The 1404-nt window shown below is 57.2% G+C and carries 1 protein-coding gene; it reads right to left on the bottom strand.

Going from position 1 to position 1404, the window contains the following annotated elements; translation table 11 throughout:
- Window positions 1-13: 13 nt before the first annotated feature.
- On the bottom strand, window positions 14-1318 hold the full coding sequence (locus BBD46_RS16485) for an IS4 family transposase (protein WP_058828703.1): 1305 nt from the start codon (window positions 1316-1318) through the stop codon (window positions 14-16).
- Between the last annotated feature and the right edge of the window lie 86 nt (window positions 1319-1404).

The following is a 1404-nucleotide window of genomic DNA, read 5'->3' as shown; positions in this document are numbered from 1 at the left end:
CATTGGTCTTTAGCTAAGCCTCAGCAGTCGGTTGGATGGTGGTAGCGAGCTGTTCTCGAAGGATCGGTCGTTGCTTGTGGATCTTCTGAGCGTCTTCGATCAGTCGCTCTAGCAGTGGCGGCGGCGAGTAGGCGAGATAGTCCCTCAGTTCGCGGAGGATGAGCTGGGCGTGCGACCGGAAGGTCGCCGCCCAGCGTTCCGGCGGGAACACGATCCCATCATCAGCGTGCTCTCTGACCAGACCAAGCAAATCACGACTCACGATCAAGGATAACAGCGCTGCGTACAGCAGAATCTCTACGATGTGCTTCTTCGTCGTGTCGAACTCGTCCAGTTCGTACTGTGTCTTGAGTTCTCGGAACAGCAACTCTACCTCCCATCGACATCGGTAGATCATCGCTAGATCGGCCGGGAGAAACTCCTCCCGAGAGAGGTTCGTGATGTACAGATGGTAGTCGTCGGCGTCCTCGTTGCGGACGCCGACGACACGGAACCGTTTCGTATCTCGTGACTGCGTACCCGCGTACTCTCTCCGGTCGAACTCAACCTCGACTTCGACGTCGATGTACTTGCGGGAGAGGTCGTCCACGACGTCGAAGATTTTCTCACCTTCCAAGGGAATGGCGCGGCCGCGCCATTCCCGTAATTCCTCCGTCACAACCGGGTTTGCGCTCTTTTTCAGTCGACTCACGAAGTAGCCGTCGTTCTCGTCGATCAGCGCGAACCGCCGATACTTGAAGTAGGCGAGATCGAAAATCGCTAGCCGTCCTTCTAGCCACGATCCTGTGTTGAACAACGTGCTGTCGTGCGTTTTCTCGTCCGTGATGCTGAAGTGTTCGACCGTCTGGTCGGTGACGTTGTGGAGCAGGTGGAGCTTCGCTCCAGCCTGCTCCTCGTGACGTGCTTTGTACTCTTCGGAGAGCAGCTCGTGCAACCGCAGGACGGTTCCATCAGCAATCATCACATCTCGAAAGCGGTCGAACTCATCAGAGACGGTGTGAGGGACAGCGACCTCGTCGAACCCGTATTCGACGAGGTCGCGGAGGTACTCTGCGAGCGTCGGAGTCAACCGCTGATAGAAGCCTCCCGGAGAGAGCGATTCATCAGCAGTGGAGTTGTAGGTGCGTCTGAAGGCCGCAAGCGTTCGGCTTTCGCCTGCGGCGAAGCCGAACGCGAACGACCAGACGAGTGGTGGGATCTGAAGCTTCCCTTCGCGCTCGACCACGCCGACAGCATCGGCGTGGTCTTCGAGCGCTTCAGAAGGAAGGAGGTTAGTGAGGCGACGTTCAACATCGTGTGAGGAGGCTTCGTTGTACACACTCGTTGCCTCCTCATTCCTTCCGAAAAGTAACACCGATAAGCCGCCGCAGTCATGCGGTTCTTCGCTTAGCTAAAGACGGATGA

The organism is Natrialba sp. SSL1 (assembly GCF_001861355.1).
In the GTDB taxonomy this organism is placed as follows: Archaea; Halobacteriota; Halobacteria; order Halobacteriales; family Natrialbaceae; genus Natrialba.
Note: the sequence above shows the minus strand (reverse complement) of the source record. Positions and strands in the feature narration are given on the sequence as shown.